This window comes from Arthrobacter sp. FW306-07-I (assembly GCF_021800405.1).
Lineage (GTDB): Bacteria > Actinomycetota > Actinomycetes > Actinomycetales > Micrococcaceae > Arthrobacter.
In genome coordinates this window covers 3,617,568-3,637,970 of record NZ_CP084550.1, presented here as the reverse complement: position 1 = coordinate 3,637,970, position 20,403 = coordinate 3,617,568, and the positions used below count along the sequence as shown (strand labels likewise).

19 protein-coding genes are annotated in these 20,403 nt (G+C 67.2%); 11 read left to right on the top strand and 8 right to left on the bottom strand.

Annotated features, from left to right (window positions below; all coding sequences use genetic code 11):
• Positions 1-56: 56 nt before the first annotated feature.
• Both LFT46_RS16905 and acs read right to left on the bottom strand, forming a co-directional pair.
• Positions 57-1,367: an ABC transporter substrate-binding protein gene (locus LFT46_RS16905; RefSeq protein WP_236799579.1), complete on the bottom strand. Its 1,311-nt coding sequence runs from the start codon at positions 1,365-1,367 to the stop codon at positions 57-59.
• A gap of 208 nt (positions 1,368-1,575) precedes the next feature.
• Entirely contained in the window at positions 1,576-3,597 is a 2,022-nt protein-coding gene (acs, locus tag LFT46_RS16900) for an acetate--CoA ligase (RefSeq protein WP_236802937.1), read from the bottom strand.
• 407 nt (positions 3,598-4,004) lie between these two features.
• Here acs and LFT46_RS16895 point away from each other — a divergent pair, with 407 nt between their 5' ends.
• From LFT46_RS16895 to LFT46_RS16885, 3 genes are read left to right on the top strand one after another with little or no spacing between them, the layout of a single operon-like run.
• Complete coding sequence (locus LFT46_RS16895; protein ID WP_236799578.1) at positions 4,005-5,462, top strand: hypothetical protein; 1,458 nt, start codon at positions 4,005-4,007, stop codon at positions 5,460-5,462.
• 44 nt (positions 5,463-5,506) lie between these two features.
• Positions 5,507-6,301, top strand: coding sequence for an endonuclease III (nth, locus tag LFT46_RS16890; protein WP_236802936.1), 795 nt, complete (start codon positions 5,507-5,509; stop codon positions 6,299-6,301).
• Complete coding sequence (locus LFT46_RS16885; protein WP_236820454.1) at positions 6,298-6,975, top strand: NUDIX hydrolase; 678 nt, start codon at positions 6,298-6,300, stop codon at positions 6,973-6,975. Before nth ends, LFT46_RS16885 begins: the two co-directional genes overlap by 4 nt.
• A 2-nt stretch (positions 6,976-6,977) precedes the next feature.
• Here the strand turns inward: LFT46_RS16885 and LFT46_RS16880 are convergent, their stop codons facing one another.
• Positions 6,978-7,166: a YegP family protein gene (locus tag LFT46_RS16880; RefSeq protein ID WP_142132665.1), complete on the bottom strand. Its 189-nt coding sequence runs from the start codon at positions 7,164-7,166 to the stop codon at positions 6,978-6,980.
• A 158-nt stretch (positions 7,167-7,324) separates the two neighbouring features.
• Positions 7,325-9,061 (bottom strand): bifunctional 3'-5' exonuclease/DNA polymerase, encoded by a 1,737-nt coding sequence (locus tag LFT46_RS16875; RefSeq protein ID WP_236802935.1) that lies wholly within the window; start codon positions 9,059-9,061, stop codon positions 7,325-7,327.
• A gap of 100 nt (positions 9,062-9,161) precedes the next feature.
• Between LFT46_RS16875 and ssd the strand changes: the two genes are divergently transcribed.
• The 7 genes from ssd to LFT46_RS16840 all read left to right on the top strand — a co-directional run bounded on the left by ssd (position 9,162) and on the right by LFT46_RS16840 (position 15,084).
• A complete protein-coding gene (ssd, locus tag LFT46_RS16870) occupies positions 9,162-10,472 on the top strand; it encodes a septum site-determining protein Ssd (protein ID WP_336885533.1) in 1,311 nt (436 codons plus the stop codon).
• The gene (locus LFT46_RS16865; protein WP_373462127.1) at positions 10,469-11,773 is read left to right on the top strand and encodes a TadA family conjugal transfer-associated ATPase; all 1,305 of its coding nucleotides are present in this window, start codon (positions 10,469-10,471) and stop codon (positions 11,771-11,773) included. The genes ssd and LFT46_RS16865 overlap by 4 nt, the downstream gene beginning before the upstream one ends.
• Positions 11,770-12,570, top strand: a complete 801-nt coding sequence (locus LFT46_RS16860) for a type II secretion system F family protein (RefSeq protein WP_236799576.1) — start codon at positions 11,770-11,772, stop codon at positions 12,568-12,570. The genes LFT46_RS16865 and LFT46_RS16860 overlap by 4 nt, the downstream gene beginning before the upstream one ends.
• Positions 12,567-13,166, top strand: a complete 600-nt coding sequence (locus LFT46_RS16855) for a type II secretion system F family protein (RefSeq protein WP_236799575.1) — start codon at positions 12,567-12,569, stop codon at positions 13,164-13,166. The genes LFT46_RS16860 and LFT46_RS16855 overlap by 4 nt, the downstream gene beginning before the upstream one ends.
• Positions 13,167-13,394: 228 nt before the next feature.
• Entirely contained in the window at positions 13,395-13,910 is a 516-nt protein-coding gene (locus LFT46_RS16850; protein WP_236799574.1) for a DUF4244 domain-containing protein, read from the top strand.
• Positions 13,911-14,086: 176 nt separating this feature from the next.
• Positions 14,087-14,494, top strand: coding sequence for a TadE family type IV pilus minor pilin (locus LFT46_RS16845; RefSeq protein ID WP_236799573.1), 408 nt, complete (start codon positions 14,087-14,089; stop codon positions 14,492-14,494).
• A 299-nt stretch (positions 14,495-14,793) separates the two neighbouring features.
• Positions 14,794-15,084 (top strand): Rv3654c family TadE-like protein, encoded by a 291-nt coding sequence (locus LFT46_RS16840; protein WP_336885532.1) that lies wholly within the window; start codon positions 14,794-14,796, stop codon positions 15,082-15,084.
• 20 nt (positions 15,085-15,104) lie between these two features.
• Here LFT46_RS16840 and LFT46_RS16835 read toward each other — a convergent pair whose 3' ends face one another.
• Complete coding sequence (locus LFT46_RS16835) at positions 15,105-17,480, bottom strand: DEAD/DEAH box helicase (protein ID WP_236799572.1); 2,376 nt, start codon at positions 17,478-17,480, stop codon at positions 15,105-15,107.
• A 71-nt stretch (positions 17,481-17,551) separates the two neighbouring features.
• Positions 17,552-18,244 carry a GNAT family N-acetyltransferase gene (locus LFT46_RS16830; RefSeq protein WP_236820453.1) on the bottom strand — a complete coding sequence of 231 codons (693 nt, stop codon included), beginning with the start codon at positions 18,242-18,244 and terminating at the stop codon, positions 17,552-17,554.
• Positions 18,245-18,386: 142 nt separating this feature from the next.
• Here LFT46_RS16830 and trhO point away from each other — a divergent pair, with 142 nt between their 5' ends.
• On the top strand, positions 18,387-19,283 hold the full coding sequence (gene trhO / locus LFT46_RS16825) for an oxygen-dependent tRNA uridine(34) hydroxylase TrhO (protein ID WP_236820452.1): 897 nt from the start codon (positions 18,387-18,389) through the stop codon (positions 19,281-19,283).
• Positions 19,284-19,292: 9 nt separating this feature from the next.
• Here trhO and LFT46_RS16820 read toward each other — a convergent pair whose 3' ends face one another.
• Together LFT46_RS16820 and LFT46_RS16815 are read right to left on the bottom strand one after the other, a co-directional pair.
• Entirely contained in the window at positions 19,293-19,853 is a 561-nt protein-coding gene (locus LFT46_RS16820) for a hypothetical protein (RefSeq protein WP_236820451.1), read from the bottom strand.
• Positions 19,854-19,903: 50 nt separating this feature from the next.
• Complete coding sequence (locus LFT46_RS16815) at positions 19,904-20,401, bottom strand: hypothetical protein (RefSeq protein WP_236820450.1); 498 nt, start codon at positions 20,399-20,401, stop codon at positions 19,904-19,906.
• Positions 20,402-20,403: the final 2 nt, after the last annotated feature.

The following is a 20,403-nucleotide window of genomic DNA, read 5'->3' as shown; positions in this document are numbered from 1 at the left end:
AGGAGGCAGGACGACGGCGGGAGCCCCGTGCCGCCGTCGTCCTTCCTTTGGCGGGGCTACTGCGCTGCGTAGAGGTTCTTGGCCTGGGCCTCAAGGTTCTTGACGTCCACGCTGCCGTCCTTGATGAAGCTCTGCAGCGCCGGGATCATCACGTTGTTGGCCATGGCCGGCAACGCGTCGCGGTCGAAGAACTGGCTGATGTATTTGGCGTTCTTGATGGTGTCTGCGCATGTCTTGTTGAGGGGTGTGAACTTCGAGGTGTCTGCACCCTTTGCGGTGGCGATGTTCGAGTTATCGACCTTGGCATAGGCGTCCTGGGCCTCGGGCGTGCCCATGAATGCCATGAAGTCGCGGGCCGCCTTGTTGTCCCCGCCTTTCTTGGACAGCAGCAGGCCGTCAATGGGGGCTTCGACTGCGTCCCGGCCCTCCATGGCGATCTCCGGGAAGGGGAAGAAGTCGATGTCCGACAGCACCGCCGGGTCGGTGAACTGCTGGGTGACGAAGGAGCCCAGCAGGTACATGCCGGTCTTCTTGGCTTCCAGCGCCTTGGCCGCGTCCTGCCATGTTTGGCCGAGGGCGGCGGGATCCTGGAAGGGCAGTAGCGCCTTCCAGGTGTCGAAGACGGACGTTACTTTCTGCTGGTCCCAGGATTCCTTGTGTGCGCAGAGGTCCACATGGAACTGGTAGCCGTTGAGCCGCATATTGATGTAGTCGAAGGTGCCCATGGCGGGCCAACCGTCCTTGTCGGCAAAACCGATGGGAATGATGCCGTCTGCCTGCATTTTCGTTGCCAGGGCCTTGAGCGCATCAAAGGTGGCCGGCACCTGGTACCCCTTCTCCGCCCACAGGCTCTTCCGGTAGAAGAAGCCCCATGGGTAGTTGTAGTTGGGGACGAAGTACATCTTGCCGTCCGGCCCCGTGGATGCCTTCTTCAGGGCATCGGAGTAGTTGCCGCCAATGGTCTGCCAGACATCATCAATGGGTGCGAGGAGGCCCTTGCCCGCGTAGTACTGCATCCGGTAGCCGGCGAACCAGGTGAAGGCGTCGTCGGGAGAGCCCTGCAGGTAGGAATTGATCTTGTTCTGGAAGTCGTTGTGGGGCACCACGTTGGTGGTGACCTTTTTGCCGGTCTTGGCTGTGAAGGCATCGGTGACCGCCTGGTACGCCCGCTTGGGGACGTCGTCCGAGGAACCTGAACCGAACGTGAGGCCGGAAGAGTCGGAACCTGTGCCGGACGGAGCGCTTCCGCCGGTGCAGGCCGCGAGGAACGGGATGCCGGCCAGGCCCATTGCGCCAACACCGACGGTCTTGAGGATGGTCCGCCTGCTGGGGAAAGCAGTTGCCGACGCATCAAACTGTGAAGCCATGGTCTCTCCCTTGAGTTCTAGCCGCATGTGAGGCACCTCACATTAGCTCCGACTATAACTTCGCAAAACAGAACATGGAACAACGGTAAATAACACTTTGGGTGTCGATGCCATTTGAATCGTCACAACACCGAAATGGCCCTGCTTCCCTGTAATAGCAGGGAAGCAGGGCCATCCTGCAGCATGGTGGACAGGTACTAAGCCTGTGTTACTTTCTGAGCGACTGGGCGATCTGCTGCATGATCGTCGGGTCGGACAGGGTAGTGGCGTCACCCGGGTCGCGGCCCTCTGCGACGTCCTTGAGGAGGCGGCGCATGATCTTCCCGGAGCGGGTCTTGGGCAGTTCGGGCACCACCAGGATGTTCTTGGGCTTGGCGATGGGTCCGATCTCCTTCCCCACATGGTTGCGCAGTTCCAGGACGGTGGCGTCGCCGTTGTTCACGGCGTCACCGCGGAGGATGACGAACGCGACGACGGCCTGGCCGGTGGTTTCGTCCGTGGCACCCACGACGGCGGCCTCCGCCACGGCGGGGTGGCTCACCAGTGCCGATTCGATCTCAGTGGTGGAGAGCCGGTGCCCGGAGACGTTCATGACGTCGTCCACGCGCCCGAGCAGCCAGATGTCGCCGTCCTCGTCCTTCTTGGCACCGTCCCCGGCAAAGTACATGTTCTCGAACCGCGACCAGTAGGTGTCCTTGAACCGCTCCGGGTCGCCCCAGATGCCGCGGAGCATGGAGGGCCACGGCTCCCGGATCACCAGGAAGCCGCCGTGCCCGTTGGGGACCGATTCGCCCATTTCGTCGACCACGTCCACGGCGATGCCGGGCAACGGCACCTGCGCCGATCCGGGCTTGGTGGCCGTGACGCCGGGCAGCGGGGCGATCATCTGGGCGCCGGTTTCGGTCTGCCACCAGGTGTCCACGATGGGGGCTTTGTCGCCGCCGATGACCTTGCGGTACCACATCCAGGCCTCGGGGTTGATCGGTTCGCCCACCGAGCCCAGCACGCGGAGCGAGGAGAGATCATACTTCGCCGGAATCTCCGAGCCCCACTTCATGAAGGTGCGGATGGCGGTGGGGGCGGTGTAGAGGATGGAGACCTTGTACTTTTCCACGATCTCCCACCAGCGGCCCTGGTGCGGGGAGTCCGGGGTGCCTTCGTACATCACCTGGGTGGCGCCGTTGATGAGCGGCGCATAGGCGACGTAGGAGTGCCCGGTGACCCAGCCGACGTCGGCCGTGCACCAGTACACGTCCGTTTCCGGGTGCAGGTCAAAGACCGCCCTGTGGGTGTAGGCGGTCTGCGTGAGGTAGCCGCCGGTGGTGTGCAGGATGCCCTTGGGTTTGCCGGTGGTACCGGAGGTGTAAAGGATGTACAGCGGGTGCTCGGAGTCATGGCCCACGGCGCTGTGCTCGGCGGACGCGGTCTCCACGGTGTCGGCCCACCAGTGGTCCCGGCCTTCCTTCCAATCCACGTCCTGGCCGTTGCGCTTGACCACCACCACGTTCTGCACCGTGTGGCCATCGTGCGCCAGGGCGTCATCCACGGCCGACTTCAGCGGGCTCGGCTTGCCACGGCGGTAGGTGCCGTCTGCGGTGACAACGAGCTTGGCCTCGGCGTCGTCGATCCGGGAACGCAGGGCCTCGGCGGAGAAACCGCCGAACACCACCGAGTGGACCGCGCCGATCCGGGCGCAGGCCAGCAGCGTGATGACGGCCTCCGGGATCATGGGAAGGTATACCGCCACCCGGTCGCCCTTGGCCACGCCCAGGGATTCGAAGGCGTTTGCTGCCTTCTTCACCTCTTCAGTCAGCTGCGCGTAGGTATACGTCCGGGTGTCCCCGGGCTCGCCCTCGAAGTAGATGGCAACCCGGTCGCCTTTGCCGGCTTCGACGTGCCGGTCCAGGGCGTTGTAGGCGGCGTTAAGCTCACCGCCGACAAACCACTTGGCGAACGGTGGATCGGACCAGTCCAGTGCCTGGGTGAAGTCCTTGCTCCAGGTCAGCAGCTCCCGTGCCTTCTTGGCCCAGAAGGCGGGCCGGTCAGTACTGGCTTCGTCGTACTCTGCTGCGGTGACAACGGCGTCCGCTGCGAATTCCGGGCTGGGCGGGAAGGCCCGCGTCTCGCTCAGCAGGTTTTCGAAGGCGTCGCCCTGGTGGCCCTGCTGGCCTGCCGGCTGGTCGGAACCGGACGGAACGGTGGCGGTGGAGCTGGGAGTGTCCTGGGACATGTGAACCTCATCATTCATCGATCTTTGCCGCGCGGGATACCGCCACCGCAGGGCCCGCCGCTCGCACGGCGCTGGGCTCCAGCCGGGACGGACATACCGCAAAGAGCTGTTCCGAAACCAAGCCTAGTGCTTGCCGCCCATCCTCTGTGCGCCCCGTCACAGAAGTGCCAGCGAGCGGCATTTTTTAAGCGGTGAATGGCGTCTTGATCGCTCCGGCGGCGCTCCCGAAGGCTCGCCTCAGCTAGTGATCAGCTTGGCTGTTGACTAGGCTGAGATGGAATTGTGACTTCACTTCGGACCACTCCGGCAACGTGCTGATCGCGCAGCGCCGGGCCGGAACCGCATGTCAAGACGGCACAGTTTTCGGGGCCTCAAGGACCCGGTGCCGCCACGCTAAGGAGAGCAGAATGAACCAGCAGAGCTTCGGCCAGCGAAGGGCCCCGGACACCGATGCGGGGCCCGGAGGCTCCGGAACAACGGCCGGGGGACCGGGGCAGCCAGCTGCTGCCGGCGGTGCCGCCAAGGGACCGGCTGCAGGACAAAAGGCCGGTGCCGGAAAGCTGGATCCCCAGGCCAACCAGGCCGTGCTCGGTCCGTTCACCGTGCGCGACCTGGCCGTCTTCGCCGGTACCCTGATCCTCTTTGTGGCGTCCCTGCTGCCCCTGTTCGGTACCCGGTACAACCTGTGGAACCTGAACAACCTGTTCTTCCTGGGATTGGGCATCATCCTGCCGCTGATCACCAGTGCCCTCTTTGCCGCCCGCCGCCTGGCCCCTGCCACGAAAATCCGGGTTGGTTCGCTCTCGATCGACCAGTTCGCGTCCGTGGTGGCCTCCTTCGCGGTTGCCTTCTTCTTCCTGTCGGTTGCCGGCGGCTACGTGGCCAGCCTGTTGGTGGGACTGATCGGTTCGCTCGTCCTCTTCGCCGCCACGGTGCTGGGCCGCTTCCTGCCGTACCTCTCGGGCGACTTCAAGGACCGGCCCGAGGCACCGGCGCACCTCGTGGCACGCGAAGCCGCGGTCCCGGTACGCAAGCCGCGCGCCCCCAAAGCACCCAAGCCGGAAGTCGGCCCCAGCCAGTCAAAGGGCGGCCTTAAGGGCGCCGGCATCTTCGGCGGGGCGGGTGCAGGCTCTTCCGCCGTCCAGCCCGGTTCCTCCGCCCAGCCCGGGTCCGTTAACCAGCCGGTGCCCTCTGCCCAGCCGGCCGGTCCTGAGCCTGTCCGGTCAAACCACACGCCTGCCACCGCTGCAGTCCCCGTTGCCACAGCAGGAGGATCGGCCGCTGCGGCTGCCGGTGCCGGGAGCAGCAGCACCCCGGCTTCCACCCCGGATGCCGGCGCGGCCACTTCCGGCGCCGCAGCCGCCGGCGCGGCACCTGCCAGCGCTGAAGGCGCTGCCTCCCCGACGCCCGTCTCAACCGCCCCGGAAGTCTCCGACCGGATCCCTGAAGTGGAAGCCGGTCCGCCCACCCAGGCAGCGGACGTCGTCCGCCCTGCCTCTGCGCCGGCCGCCGAGGAGACCCAGTACGCAGACGTCCCCGCAGCCAATGCTCCGCAAGCGGCCTACGAGCCGCCGGCCGCCACCGCCGTCCATCAGCAGGTCCGCGCCGAGCAGCCCATCGGCGCAACCGTGGACCCGGCCAGCCGCCATGACGAAAATGACGGCCAGCCGATCCACGAGGCCTTCTGGTTTGCGGTTGCGCAGCACCGCACAGCCTTCGATCCCCGCACTGGCGCCCCTGCCTTCGTGATCGAACCCGGCGGCTGGGTGCTGGCACTCGAGGACCGCGGCCACGAGTTCCTGGTCCAGCACACCGACGGGCGGCTGGGCGTCCTGCGCGACCTCAGCAACATCGAGCGCGGCTGACGCCGGTGGCCGGGGTCCGCACCAAAGCCGGCCAGGCCGCCGGGATGCCGGTGGTCTCGTCCGAATCAGTCCTGGCACTGAAGCGGCGGGCACGGCGCATCCACCGGGCCCTGGCCGAGAAATACCCTTACGCCCACGCGGAACTCGACTTCAGGAACCCGTTCGAACTGCTGGTGGCTACCGTCCTGTCCGCCCAGACAACCGACGTCACGGTCAATCAGGTCACCAAAGTGCTGTTCGCGCGCTACCCCAACGCGCGTTCGCTGGCCGAGGCGGATCCTGCCGAGCTTGAAACGATCCTCAAGCCCACCGGGTTCTTCCGCGCGAAAGCAAGGAATGTCCTTGCCCTGTGTACCCGCCTGGTGGACGACTTTGACGGCGAGGTCCCGGGCCGGAGGGAGGACCTGGTCACGCTGCCGGGGGTGGGGCGGAAAACGGCCAATGTGGTGCTCGCGAACGCCTTTGGTGTTCCGGGGATCTCGGTTGACACGCACTTCGCCCGCCTCGCCAAGCGGTTCGGGTGGACCCAGTCCGAGGACCCCGTGCAGATTGAACAGGACGTGGCCGAACTGTTCGAGCGCAAGGACTGGACCATGCTGTCCCACCGGGTCATCTTCCATGGCCGCCGCGTCTGCCATGCCCGCAGGCCCGCCTGCGGTGCCTGCCCCGTCGCCAACTGGTGCCCCAGTTACGGGCTGGGCGAGACTGATCCCGACAAAGCAGCCAAGCTCCTCAAATACGAACTTGCGCCCGGCAGCGAGGAATTGCTGGCGCAGTACCTGGCAGAGGAACACCGGGCCGCGGAAATCCGGATGGCCTCCCAGCTGAGGACACCGTGAGCGCACGCGAAGACCTGGCTGAGCTGATCAGGAGGGCGGAATCCGGAACGGCCGGGCCTCCCCACCCCCGCTGGGCCGCGCTCGCGGTGGATGCCGCACATGCCCGCAGGGCCGCTGTCCTGATGCTTTTCGGTGTCCTTGACGACGTCCCGGCGGAGTCCGGCAAGCCATTGGCGCCGGCTGACCTGGACGTTTTGCTCCTCGAACGCGCCCACACCCTGGGGTCGCATCCAGGGCAGGTTGCGTTCCCCGGCGGCGGCATCGACAGGGGAGAAACCGCAGTGGCCGCGGCACTCCGCGAAGCAGAGGAGGAGACCGGACTGGACTCAGGCGGGGTTGAGGTCCTGGGCACGCTCCAGGAGCTTGGCCTGGCACACAGCAACTTCCTGGTGACGCCGGTGCTCGGGTGGTGGCATTCCCCGTCTCCGGTCCGGGTGGTGGACTACGCCGAATCCGCGCAGGTTTTCCGCGTTCCCGTCCGCGACCTGCTGGATCCGGACAACCGGGTCATGGCCACCGTGCACCGGGCAGGCCGCACCTTTGACAGTCCTGCCTTCACCGTCAACGGCGTAGTGGTGTGGGGCTTCACCGGCATTGTGCTGAGCGGCCTCTTCGACCAAGTCGGCTGGTCGGTTCCGTGGGACCGGAACCGGCTGCATCCCATGGGAGTCTAGTTTCAGGCCTGCTGGCGCAAGTCCACCACGATTCCCGTGGCGGCGTTCTCACGCATGGCATTGATGCCATCGCGGAGCAGGCTCAGGGACCGAAAGGTTGGCGACACCGCAACCACATTGCCCTCGGCGTCGGTGAGCCGCAACCGGTACGACTCGTCGCCTGCACGGTGGATTTCAAATCTTCCCGCCATGGACGGGGACCTCCCTGGTATGCGTCATTGCATCAGCGTGCGGACCGATCTGCTTCAGTCGCCGCTACGACTGTAACGTCAGTCACCGGACCCGCATAGCTACCGCCGGGTAGATTACTTTGCGTCTCGAACGCAAGCTGTTGACGCGCCGGGGACTGTTATTTCGCGAGGTCGTAGGAGTCAACCACGGCGAGGCTGACCGGAAACTCCACAGGGATAGGACCGAACAACAGTTCCTTCGCAGCCCTGGCCGACTCCTCGATCGCCCTGATGCAGGCGTCGACGCCGTCCGCGGGCGCATGCACCATCACCTCATCGTGCAGGAAGAAGACCAGCTCAGCCAGGACAGCACCGCCACCTCCACCGGTGCCTGGCGTCCGCAAGGTGCGCAGCCGCCGTCGTAATTCCGCCAGCCAGCACGCCGCCCAATCCGCCGCCGACCCCTGGACCACGAAGTTCCTGGTGAAGCGCCCCCGGCTCCGGGCAATGGACTCCGCCCGGCGCTGCTCCTCCGCTGTTGCCGATCGCTGGCTTAGGAACCACCGTTCCGAAGGCGGGGGGCTGCTCCGGCCCAGCCGCGTGGTCACCGTCCCGCCGGCTTCGCCCGCCCTTGCTGCCCTCTCCACGAAGTCCACGGCGCGCGGATAGGTGCGCGCCAGCTGCGGCATGAGCCGACCTGCCTCACCCGAGGTGGCCCCGTACATGGCGCCCAGCAATGCCATCTTTGCCTTGGCCCGGTCGCCGCCGAAACCCTTGGCAGCGATGCCGGCATAAAGGTCCTGGTCCCGAGCCGCCTCCGCCATGGTGGAATCCTGGGCAAGGGCCACCAGGACGCGCGGTTCCAGCTGCGATGCGTCCGCAACGATGAGCTTGTGGCCTGGATCGGCGTGCACCGCGCCGCGGACCTGGCGCGGGATCTGGAGCGCGCCGCCGCCCCGGGACGCCCAACGCCCCGACACCACGCCGCCCACCACATACTCCGGTCGGAACCGGCCGCCGTCCACCCAGGCGTCCAGCCAGGACCAGCCGTTGGCGGTGTGCAGGCGGGAGAGTTTCTTGTACTCCAGCAATGGTTCGATAGCCGCGTGTGTGTACTCCCTGAGCTCCCACTTGCGGGTGCTTTTCACTTCGATCCCGTTGCGGTGGAGGGCACGCATCAGGTCCTGCGGCGAATCCGGGTTGAGCCCGGGAGCCTGGAGCAGGGAGCGCAGTTCCGCGGCCAGCGCTTCAAGCTTTTGCGGCCGCTGGCCGGCCGGCGGGCGCGGACCGAGATGGCTGACGAGGATCTGTTCGTGCAGGTCCTCCCGCCAGGGAACGCCTGCGTGCTGCATCTCAGCAGCCACCATGGCGGCAGCCGACTCCGCCGCGAGCAGCAGCTGAAGGCGCTTACGGCGGTTATCCTCCGTGTCCACCTCCGCCAGTGCGCCCTGCTGGGCAGCGTATTCGGTCCGAAGGTCCTCAAGGGCAACGCCCGGCGGCGGGCCGGTCGCGGGATCATCGAACAGTGCACCCTGGTCGGCCGGGGGACGGGGCGGCAGCAGCGCTTTCGGGGGAAGCACGGGATCCTCCACCGGGGTTCGGTCGGTGTTCCTGGCGTAGTCCGTGTGGGCGCTGAACTGGGAAAAGGCCAGGATGTTGCCGCAGAGTGTGAGGTCATAGCAGCGTTCCACTTCCACGCCGGAGGCGAGCAGCTGCGGGTACCAGTCCTGGGTCCGGTGCCAGATCCAGCGGGGCGGCAGGCCGCCCGGGCGCGTGGCTTCGAGTTCGCGGACGACGGCGGCGAGGTCGCTGAGTGCCACCACTTGGGGTTCGGGGTTGGCCGGCTGGGCATGCCCGGCCTGGGTCAGTTCCTGGAGGGCCGCGCCGCGGGGGTGGGCGGCGAGCAGCAGGTACATGCTCCCATTGTGCCCTGTCTGGAGATGACGCAGTTCCGGGTTGTCCACATACAGGATGTGCTCCCTTACCTGGGCGATGGTGCAGGAACAAAGTGGTTCCATGAGCAGGCACCAGTTGAACGCAGCGCCATCCGGGCAGGAAAAGACGGGAGCTTCCTCCTGGCCGCCAACGGATCCGGCCTCAGCACCACCGGGGAGTCCCTTGGCGCCCGGGGATCCCTTGTCCGTCGGGACGGGGGAACGTGGTGCCCCATGGCTTCCGGATGGCGCCGGTCACTATGGGGCCGGGCCATATGGTGCCGCCCGGCACGACGCATCGCTCGCCGATCCGGTGCCGGGTGCGTCAGTGGCGGTGGGTCCGGGCGAGGTACTGCTGGTCACCTCCTCCGGCGTCCTCCGCGCCGAAGTGGAGCGCATTGTGGCAGCCGCCGGCGCCCAGTTGCGCGTCGTCGAGGACGCGGTGGAGGGCGGGCCCTACTGGGATTCTGCATCGGCCGTCCTGGTGGGAAGCGACATTAGGGAACTGCCGCCCCGGCGGAGTACGCCCGCGGTCATGGTGGGCCTTGACGGCGAGGGGGACAGCCTTTGGCATCTTGCGGCTGCTCTGGGTGCCGAACGTGTTGCAGTGCTGCCTGACGCCGCAGCCTGGCTGGCGGACCATCTCAGCCGGTCGCGCTCGCCGGGTCCGGGCGGCCTGGTCCTCGGTGTTATCGGCGGCTGTGGTGGCGCCGGGGCCACTACCGCCGCCATCTGGATAGCGCAGGCCGCGGCAGGGCTGGGCGCCAGGGTTCTGTTGGTTGACGGCGACCCTTGGGGAGGAGGACTGGAACTGGCGCTTGCCGCCGAGGAGAGTCCCGGTCTGCGCTGGCCGGACCTCGCCGAGGCCAGGGGAAGCATTGACCCGCTGCAGCTCTCAGATTCCCTCCCGGTCGCCGGCGGCTTTTCCTTCCTGTCCTGGCCTGCCACCCGGGAACCGCCCGCTGCAGTCGCCGCCGCTGCCGCAGCCGGGGTTCTCGACGCCGCGCGGCGGGGATACGAACTGGTTGTCGTCGACGTGGGACGCGGTGCCGAGCCGCTCCACACAGTGGCATGGGACTGCGACCGCATCTTGCTGGTGGTGCGGGCCCAGCTGAAGGCGGCGGTGGCGGCCGTACGCCTGCTGCAGGAGCTTCCCCCGGTGGAGGGGGCCCTCCTGGTACGGGGGCGGACCGGCGCGGCGCTCGACAGTTCCCTGATCGCTGAGGCCGTGGGGCTGCCGGTGCAGGGCCGTATCCCCGAACTGCGTGCTGTCGCCGGGGCTATGGAATCCGGGCGGCTTTTGGACCTGGGTAAGCGGCGGAATGTGCGGCACTTCGGCGGAACCGTGCTCGACTGGCTCGGAGAGGATCTGCAGGCGGAGGACATGGCGTGAGGCGGGCATGGGGTACTCCGATAACGTCGGCCCCGGAAACGGGCAGGACCCCAGGGGCGGGCGGCCTCGGGGAACGGCGCAGCGCCCGGATCCTGGCAGCGAACCAGGCTGGACGCGCCGGGCGCGGCAGGGACACCGCCGGCACCGGCAGGGCCGTGGATTCCGGGCTGCTGGAATCCGTCCGCGAGTCGATGATGGCTGAGGCCGGAGCGGTGACGCCGTCCCGAGTGGCCGCGGCGGTCCAGGCCACGGGCAAATTGTTAGGTACCGCCGGATCGCTCGCAGCCGTGGAGCGGATCAGCGCCGAGCTCAATGGGCTGGGGCCGCTGCAGGAGCTGACGCGCGACCCCGGCGTCACAGACATCTTCGTCAACGCTCCCGACTCCGTCTGGGTGGACCGGGGGCGGGGCATCGAACGCGTTGCCGTCCTGTTCGACGGAGAGGCACAGCTGCGGGCACTGGCCTGCAGGCTCGTGGCTGCAGGCGGTCGCCGCCTCGATGACGGTTCACCCTGTGTCGATGTCAGGCTTGCCGGCGGTTACCGTGTCCATGCCGTGTTGCCGCCGGTATCCACGTCCGGGACGCTGCTGAGCGTCCGGATCCGGAGGGAACGTGTCTTCACCATGGCGGAGCTGGGCTCCGGCGGCATGTTCGTGCCGGGAGTGCGTGCGGTGCTGGAGAGGGTTGTCGCGCAAAGGTTGAGTTTCCTTATCAGCGGGGCTACGGGCTCCGGCAAGACGACCCTGCTGTCCACCCTGCTCGGCCTGTGTTCCGTGGAAGAGCGTTTGGTCCTGATCGAGGACGCGTCCGAACTGAACCCTGTCCACCCACACGTCGTCGCGCTCGAATCACGCCACGGAAACCTTGAAGGCGGCGGCGCGGTGGACTTGGGGGAACTGGTTCGCCAGGCGCTGCGGATGCGCCCGGACAGGCTGGTGGTGGGGGAGTGCCGGGGCGCTGAAGTACGTGAGCTCCTCACCGCGATGAACACCGGGCACAGCGGGGGCGGAGGCACCATTCACGCAAACACGGCAGCAGCCGTACCCGCCAGGCTCAACGCCCTCGGCGCGCTCGCAGGGCTCGGCCCCGAGGCGGTGCGGCTCCAGGCCGCCAGCGCGCTGGATGTGGTCATCCACGTCGGCAGGACGCAGCGGGGAAGGGAAGTCCTGTGCATTGGACTCATCAATGACGGCCCGGAAGGACTGACGGTGGTGCCGGCCGTTGGACAATCGGGGACTCCGGGCCCTGCATGGCCGGCGCTGGCAGCCCGGCTGGGGATGGACCCCGAGGGCGCGTTGTGACTCCTCTCTTCACCCTGGTGCTGTGCGCTGCTGTGCTGTTGCTCCTCAAGCCGCCCCTGGATGCTGCCTCCAGGCTGCGGGCAGCAACCAGGAGCAGTCCCAAATCGCCCGCGCTTCCAAGGATTCGGAAACTGCCGTGGGCCAGGGCGGCCGGCGGAAACGCCAAAACGACGAGACAGCCCGGCCTGACCCTGGTGGTGCAGCAGCTTGCGGCGCTGCTCAGGGGTGGACGAACACCTGGGCGTCTGTGGGACGAACTCTGGACGGTCTACGGCGTCCCCAACGGGAACGGGCAGCCGCATTGGGGGCCACTCCACGCCGGCTCGGCGCTCTCAGAGGGATCAGCTGCCGTACTCGCGTCCGCGCGGGCGGCTGCCGCAACGGGAGCTCCCGTAGCCGAAGCCATCCGGCGGGCACTGCCCACAGCCTTCAAGGGCAGGGACAGGGAGGCCCGGACCTGGTCCCAGCTCGCTGCCTGCTTCGACATCGCAGAAGCCAGCGGATGTCCGCTCGCCGACGTGCTGGCGCGCTTTGCGGCCCAGCTCGAAGCGGAGGATGACGCAGACGCGGCGCGGCAAACAGCCCTCGCCGGGCCCAAGGCAACCGTCCGGCTACTGACCTGGCTTCCATTGATGGGTCTTGGACTGGGTGCGGCCCTGGGGGTGGACCCACTGGCCACCCTGCTGGGAACACCTCCAGGACTGGCGGCACTGTTGGGCGGAGCAGTCCTCACGGTTGCGGGGAGGGCCTGGTCCGCGCGACTTGTAGCGGCCGCCGCCGGGTCAGGAACTCCATGAGCACGGGTTTGGGCCCGGGCCTCGCGCTCTTCCTGCTGCTCGCGGCCGGCGCCTGGCTCGCCTGTTCCAGCCATGACCGTTCCCGCCAACGGCTTCGCCGCCTGGCTCCTCCAGTGCCGGGTGCAAAGGCCACCGCTGGGCCCGGAAGCAGTCACGGCAGGGGCCTGAACGATACGGCGATGATGCTTGAACTCGTTGCAGCGATGCTCGACGCCGGGGCCGGGATTGGGCGATCGCTCGAGCTGGTGGCCGCCTCGGCGGCACCGGAGTACCGGGACTCGCTGCGGCCCGTGGTTTCGGCACTGGCCATCGGCGCCGACTGGGAGACCGCCTGGCGCAGCTCCGCCGTCCGCAGCACCGGGATCCTGGAGCTCCGTGATGCCCTGGCGTTCGCAGCCCTCACCGGCGCTCCGTCCTCCGCGATCCTTTATGCCCAGGCCGCAAGGCTTCGCCGCGAGCGGTTCCGGGCCGCGGAAAAGCGTGCTGCCTCGCTTGGGGTAAAGCTGGTGGTTCCGCTGGGCCTGTGCTCGCTTCCTGCCTTCATTTGCCTTGGAGTCGTGCCGGTGCTGCTGGCCCTGGTGCCGTCAGGCTCGTAGCGGGCGAGTGCCGTCAGGCTCCCAGCAGGCCAGTGTCGTCCGGCTACCAGAGTCGATGGTTCCGGCCTGCTTCACGTGCAGTCATTCGTGGGCATCTCTTCCTCCACACAGGGAGAGATGCCCGGCTTTTCCACTTAGCGAACCGCTTCCCTTACCGGCTACAGGTACGCGGGGAAGAGTCAAAGGCAGCCGGCAAAGCCACCGGCAAAACAACCGAAAGGAAACCATATGTCCACCAACCACCGCCGTCGTCAGTACTCCGCCAGCTACTCCGCCGGGACCTCTGCGCTCGCCGCTTCCGGACTGCGGCCAGGGCCGCTGCAGTCCGGTCGAGGTGAGGGCCGCCTTCGTAACTCCGGCGGCACCCAATACCCTTCCAGCCCTGCACCGCTCGTGGACGCACCTTCCAGGAAGGCATCGGCCCCAACAGTTTCAGCCCCGACCACGTCCGTCCCTCTGCCAGGCAACGTGGTGGAGCTCTACCCCAATTCAGTGGGGCATGGTTTTGTTGGTCCCCGCTCGGTGGATAGCCGCCCAGTCGTGTCCGGTCCAGCCCGCGCCTCGTCGAAGTCCCCGCGCACCGCAACGCTGATGTTTTCCGAAGCCGGAATGGCAACTGCGGAGTATGCCATCGCCACCCTGGCCGCGGTTGGGTTTGCCGGGCTGCTTGTGTTCATCCTCCGCAGCGATGAAGTTCGGGGTTTCCTGCTCAACCTCATTCGCACCGCCTTGGCGCTGCCGTGACACCAACACCTGCCGTGACTCTCCTTCGTTCCGGCCGACCGCTTCCAACTAGCACCGGCAGCGTGGACTGCAGCCGAGTCGTCAGCAGCCCGGTGTCCGGGGTCGCAGTCGCGTGTTGCCGCATCACCGGCACTAAAGCAGCCAGCGGGAACGGCGGTGGGCATGGAGGCAGGGCATTGAACGCAGTAGTCAACGCACGCGGTGCGGTAACGGCAGAGTTTGCCGTGGCACTTCCTGCCGTGCTGGCGCTGCTGGCCATGCTGCTTGCCGGTGCCGCCGCGGGCATGACGCAGCTGCGTATCGAAGAGGGAGCCCGGGCCGGTGCCAGGGCTTTGGCGAGAGGCGATGACCCGGCAGCGGTGGAACGGACAGTCCGGACGCTTGCCGGCGGCTCGGCGGCGGCATCCGTCTCTGCTGACGGCGGATGGTTCAGTATCACCGTGACGGACCGGGTATCAGGACCTTTAGGATCCGCCATCCCCTGGACCCTCACCGCCCGTGCCACAACGCGCAGTGAAACAGCGGGGACCCGAGTGGGCGGTGGCGTTGGCGGTGGCCTGACCGAGGGCGCAGGGCTCAAATGATGGAGCAAGCCAAGCTACGCCCTGTGGGTAACGCAGGTAACCCGGCCAGTCCGTGCGACAGCGCTCTAACGGGGCAGTGCGGAGGCGGCCCGGCCAGTCCGTGCGACAGCGCTCTAACGGGGCAGTGCGGAGGCGGCCCGGCCAGGCGGTGCAACAGCCCTTCAACCAGGCGGTGCCGCAGGGCCCAGGCCAGTCGGGACCGCCCTGTTCCCAGGCCTGCTACCGGCCGTTGGCGGTGGGGGTTCGACGATAGGAGTGAGCGCGGTTCGGGGACCGTCCTGGCTGCAGGGCTGGCACTTGTGGTCATAACGGCAATGGCGGTCATGCTGCTGCTGGCCCAGTCAGCGGTACTTGCAAGCCGTGCGGCATCGGCCGCAGACCTGGCCGCGCTTGCAGCGGCGGACGCACTTCGCGGCATCAGCAGTGGCGAGCCCTGCACGGTTGCCGCCGAGGTGGCAGCCCGCCACGCGGCAACGGTCCTCGGCTGCACCGAGGGGGCGGGACAAACCATTGAGGTGCGGACCGAGCTTGCGGAGCGCTCACTGTTGGGCGCGGCCACCGGTCGTGCCCGGGCCGGACCTCCACCATAGGAATCGCGGCCTTGCGGGAGTCAGTTCCGGGCTTCCTGTTCCACCGGCACCGCTTCCGTGGCGTCCTTGAGCAGGACATCCAGCAGGGTCACCGCGGCAGCCTTGTCCAGCGGGTTGTTCTTGTTTCCGCACTTTGGCGACTGGACGCAGGACGGGCAGCCAGCCTCGCACTCGCAGGCCTTGATGGCGTCGCGGGTCGCTGCCAGCCACACCATGGCTTTGTCGAATCCCCGTTCGGCAAAGCCAGCCCCGCCGGGGTGCCCGTCGTACACGAAGATGGTGGGCACTCCGGTGTCGGCGTGCAGGGCAGTGGAGACCCCGCCGATGTCCCAGCGGTCGCTGGATGCAACGAGGGGCAGGAGCCCGATTGCTGCGTGCTCCGCTGCGTGCAGGGCACCGGGAAACTGCGCTTCAATCAGTCCGGCCCCGGTCAGCGAACGGTTGTCCACCACAAACCAGACCGCCTTGGTGAAGAGCTCGCGTGCACCCAGCTCAAGCGGCTCCTCCCCGAGGACCTCGTTGGAAATCAGGGCTTTGCGCTGGAAGGAGACAACTTGCGTGGTGACCTTCACATCGCCAAAGTGGACCGTGACATCGCCCCACTGCATGGTCCGCACGGTGTCCAGGACCTCGATCTGGGTCACATCCCGTGCAGTGGTGTAGTAGTCGGGATTTGCCCGGCGCACCATGACGCAGTGGTCGTCCTCGTTCAGGTCCTCCACCACGTAGGTGTCGCCCTGGTGGACGTACACCGCGCCAGTGTGCGCCTGGTAGTGGGTCTGCGGCGAGTCCATCGTTCCCAGGAGGGAACCGGTCTCGGCATCGACGATGCTGACCGGCCCGCCACCGTCGGCCCGGAGATTGACCATGGCGGCGGCGCTCTGCGAGTGGGTCCAGAACCAGCCCGCGGGCCGCCGCCGGAGGTAGCCCTGTGCCACCAACCGGTCCAGGAGCATTTCGGCGGTTCGGCCGAAGAGGTCGAGCTCGGCAGGTCCCAGCGGAAGTTCCGCTGCCGCCGCGCACAGGTGCGGTCCGAGCACGTAAGGGTTGGAAGGGTCAAAGACGGTGGCCTCGACCGATACGTCGAAGATGGCTTCGGGGTGGTTCACCAGGAACGTGTCCAGCGGATCGTCGCTGGCCACAAACGCCGCAATGGCGTCCTGGCCCGCGCGGCCGGCCCTGCCTATCTGCTGGAACAGCGATGCGCGCGTGCCCGGCCAGCCGGCCACCAGGACGGCGTCAAGGCCGGAGATGTCGATGCCCAGCTCCAGGGCGGATGTGCTGGAAACGCCCAGCAGCTGCCCTGAACGCAGGGCTTTTTCCACAGCACGCCGTTCCTCCGGCAGGTATCCGGAACGGTAGGCCGCCACCCGCTGGGGAAGGCTGGGATCCACCTCGTCAAGGAGGCGTTTGGTGATGGCGGAGATGGTCTCGGCCCCGCGCCGGGACTTGATGAAGGCAATGGTGCGGATCCGGGCTGACACCAGGTTGGCCAGCAGGTCCGAAGTCTCCGCAACAGCGGTCCGCCGCTCCTTGGCTCCGTTCTCACCCCGGACTTCGGTCAGCGCCGGTTCCCACAATGCCACGGTGGTGGCCCCGTGAGGCGAACAGTCGCTGGACACCGCCTTTACGGGGGCGCCGATGAGGCGGGAGAAGGAGACATCGGGCTCCGAAGCGGTGGCGGAGGCCGCAATGAACACGGGCTCCGGGAACGCCGTTCCTGCCCCGTAATAGGCGCAGATCCTGCGGAGCCGCCGCATCAGGTTGGCCACATGCGATCCGAACACGCCGCGGTAGCTGTGGGCCTCATCCACGATTACATAGCGCAGCCGGCGGAAAAACCCTGCCCACCAGGCGTGGTTGGGAAGGATGCCAAAGTGCAGCATGTCCGGGTTGGCCAGGATGAAGTTGGCGTGGTCCCGGATCCACCGGCGCGCGGCCGGATCAGTATCGCCGTCGTAGGTTTCGGCCCGGACGGTGGGCAGTTTGAGAGCACGGATGGCGTTCAACTGGTCGGCTGCCAGGGCCTTGGTGGGGGAGAGGTAGAGGGTGACGGCGCCGTCGTCGTGGATTTTTCCCGGGTCCGCGAGCACCTGCAGCTCGGACCGGTGGATCGCGTCCAGCGCCGGCAGCTGGTACGCCAGGGACTTTCCGGATGCGGTTCCGGTGGCCACCACGACGTGCTGGCCCGAGTGGGCTGCGTTGGCCGCATCCACCTGATGCAGGTATGGCTCCCGGATGCCGAGGGAGCCGTATGCCTCAGCGATGTCCGGATGCAGCCACTCAGGCCATGGTGCGTGGACCGCCTCCCGCGCGGGGATGGTATGGACATGACGAAGCTGCTCCGGGTCCGGGCCGCGGCCCAGCAAAGGAATCAGGGAGTCATGGGGGTTCACCCCACCATTCTTTCATCCGGCGCCTAACCCACGGCCAGCGGTTCGCCCACGGAAAAACCGGGCAGCCAGCTTCAGCTCAGCGAGAGGTCCGCGCCCTCGTGGGACGCCGAGAGCATCAGGACCCGCGCTACCGTGGTCCAGCCGAGGTGTGAGTAGAGCTTCTGCCCGTCCGCCGAAGCCAGCAGGAGGCCGGTCCGCACGTCGTGGCCGAAGGCCTGGGCCGCCAGGGCGCGCATGATGAAGCTGCCCAGGCCCCTGCGCTGGAACCGGGGTTCGGTGATGATCTTGTCGAACACTGCGGTGTCACCCACTACGAACACCCTGCCGCTCGCCGCTAGGGCATCTCCGGAACGGACCTCGGCATAGTGGACGCCATCCTGCTCGAAGGTGGACAGGCTCAGCTCATCGTCGGAAAGCCAGGGGTCCTCGGCGTCCTGGGTCTCCATGTCCACGATCATCATCGTTTGCGTGTCAGAGGTGACATTCAGCCCGTGCCGGGCAGCCAGGTCCGCATACCGGGAGGGGTCGTTGGTGAGGACGGTGAGCACGCGGGCCGGGGATTCGGCCGTCCTGGCGGCCAGTGCTGCGAACTCATCCGCCGTGGGTTCGGAGGCGAAGACTTCCCACTCCCCACTTGTGTCGGACCGGAGCACGGAGGGGAAGCGGCCCTCCGTGGAGGTCCGGTAGCCGCGACATCCCGTCCAGCCGGCAACCCACACTTCGAGCAGGCCAGTGATGTCTTCAACCAGGGTTTCCGGACTCATGGGATGAACAATATTCCAGCCCGATCGCCAGCAACAGGGGGTGTGGAAGTGCTTATGCAATTGTGATGAGCACCAGGGCTGGGTTATGCGGGGCAGGCAGGGGCAGGCAGGGACAGACAGCCCAGCCGGTACCCTTAAATACGTGGCTTTGAACAAGATTGTGCTCTTTTACGGCTTTACCCCCATCGCCGATCCCGAAGCGGTGCGGCTCTGGCAGCGCGCGCTGTGCGAGAAGCTGGGCCTGACCGGCCGCATCCTCATCTCCAAGGACGGGATCAATGCCACGGTGGGCGGGGAAATCCGCGCTGTTAAGCAGTACGTCAAAACCACCCGGGAATACCCCGGCTTCCGCGGCATCGACGTGAAGTGGTCCGACGGCGGCGCGGAGGACTTCCCGCGGCTTAGCGTGAAGGTGCGGGACGAGATCGTCTCCTTCGGTGCTCCCGGAGAACTCAAGGTGGACGCGGACGGAGTGGTCGGCGGCGGGAAGCACCTCAAGCCCGAGCAGCTGCACGAGCTCGTCGAGGCCAGGAAGCAGGACGGCGAGGACGTGGTCTTCTTCGACGGACGGAACGCGTTCGAAGCGCAAATTGGCCGGTTCAAGGACGCGGTGGTCCCGGACGTGGCCACCACCCATGACTTCATCAAGGAGCTGGACTCCGGCAAGTACGACGCCCTGAAGGACAAACCGGTGGTCACCTACTGCACCGGAGGCATCCGCTGCGAGGTGCTCTCCAGCCTGATGGTGAACCGCGGCTTTAAAGAGGTGTACCAGCTGGACGGCGGCATCGTCCGGTACGGCGAAGCATTCAAGGACCAGGGACTTTGGGAAGGCTCGCTCTACGTCTTCGACAAGCGGATGCACCTGGAGTTCAGCGAGGACGCCAAGACCATCGGTGCGTGCGCCCGCTGCTCCGCACCCACCAACAAGTTCGAGAACTGCTCCAACCCCAGCTGCCGGACCCTGACGCTGTACTGCGCTGAGTGTGCGGCCAGCCCGGAAACCCTCCGCTGCCCGGACGGCTGCGCGGCGGCGTAGCAGACGCGTTCAAAGCCGGCGCACGCGGAAGGCGTAGTTGGCAGGAGTCCTGGCCTCCACCCGGACCGTGAGGACGCTGTCCGTTGACAGGTAGATGACGTTTTCGCGGTTGATGCCACACCGCAGGGCCAAGTCCACCAAGGTGAGGGTTTCGGTGCGTACCGTAAAGGTCACCCGGCGCTGGCTTCGGCAGGCGATGGCGAGGATGTACGTTCCGGTCTCAAGTACCGGTGACGAAACATGCCGTACCTCCCCGGCGCCCAGGAGCCCGGCATCGGCCTGGACCACGGGACCGGTGCTCTCAGGCAGTGCCCGCGACATCCAGTCGCCAAGCTCGGCGTCGCTGACCGGGTCCTGCTGCAGCGGGTCGCGGGTGAAGGCCGGCGCCGGGGCGACGGTAGCGGTATCCTGCGCGCTTCCGGCGCGGTCGTCGTACGTATATTCACAGGCCGCCAGCGCACCTGCCGCAAGCACAAGTCCAAGGGCGACGGCGGCCGCCGGCTTCGGTGCCAGGGGCGCCCGTGCTGTCCCTCGGGTAAGGGGCGCGGAGTTTCTCCGCACGCTGGGCATAGTCCGACCTTATGCCCGCAACGGGCGGCGGGCCAGAGCCGGAGGAGGGGCTATTGCGCGGGCACCAGCCGGTAGGCGTAGAGCAGCGGAGCGTCCACGCTGGAGGTGCTGATTTCCACCCGTCCGGCGGCTGGAAGGGTGATCCTGGTGGATTCCTGCCGGCCATTGCACGCTGCCCCGGCTTCCGCCACGGCCTTGCCGTCCAGCGACACGGCGAAGAATGCCTTGCCCGTGCCGTCGCACACCGCCGCGAGGGTGTAGCTGCCGGCGGGCACCCTTGCGGCTTCCTGCACGATGCGGTCCCGGTTGAGGATCTTCCCCGAGTCCTGCAGCACCACGTTGGCCGGAGATGATGGCAGGGCAGTAGCCCGCCACTTCGGAACGTCGGCATTTTCCACCGAGTTCACCGGCGAACATCCCGCCAGGGCCAGGCCGAGTACCGCGGCAGCCGCCGGCCCCCGCAGCCAGCGCCGGACACTCGAGCCTCCCATGGGGGCAAACGAGGCGGCCGTGCGGGCACACGGAACGGGGGAAAGGCGGGAAGGCATGG